Source organism: Profundibacterium mesophilum KAUST100406-0324 (genome assembly GCF_009835145.1).
GTDB lineage: Bacteria > Pseudomonadota > Alphaproteobacteria > Rhodobacterales > Rhodobacteraceae > Profundibacterium > Profundibacterium mesophilum.
The window spans coordinates 1-488 of record NZ_APKE01000090.1 but is presented as its reverse complement, the minus strand read 5'-3'; the positions used below and the strand labels follow the sequence as shown (position 1 = coordinate 488).

At 68.9% G+C, this 488-nt stretch carries 1 protein-coding gene; it reads left to right on the top strand.

Going from position 1 to position 488, the window contains the following annotated elements:
• Nucleotides 1-488 (top strand): sigma factor-like helix-turn-helix DNA-binding protein (locus tag PMES_RS16385; protein WP_159966776.1); only part of this gene is annotated, 488 nt, incomplete at both ends.

Sequence of the window (488 nt, the reverse complement as noted above, 5' to 3'; positions counted from 1 at the left end):
GCCTGCGACGAGAGCACGCAGAACAAGGTGGCCAAGAAGCTCGGCTATTCCGGCTCGCTGATCAGCCAGGTGCTGCGGCGCAACTACGCCGCCAAGCTCGGCGGCGTCGAGGAGGCCGTGCGCGGCGTCTACATGCGCCAGACCGTCGAATGCCCGGCCCTTGGCACCATTCCCAGCAACGAGTGCCGGCAGTGGCGCCGCAAGGCCGACCGCTTCCAGGGCACGAACACGCTCCAAATGACCCCCGAACAGCACAAGATCATCGAGATGGCGCAGGGCGGCGAGCCGCCCGCCGAGATCGCGCGCCGTCTCGGTGTGCACCGCCAGAAAATCTACAAGACCCTGCGCAAGGCGCGCGACGCGGGAACGGCGATCCCGCTCTTCCGGCGCGGGGGGCCGGTGGTCGATACCGGCATGAAGCGCCTGTCGGTCGACCGCACGACCTATGCAGCCCTCGAGCCCATCGCCGCCGCGCGCGGTCTTTCGGT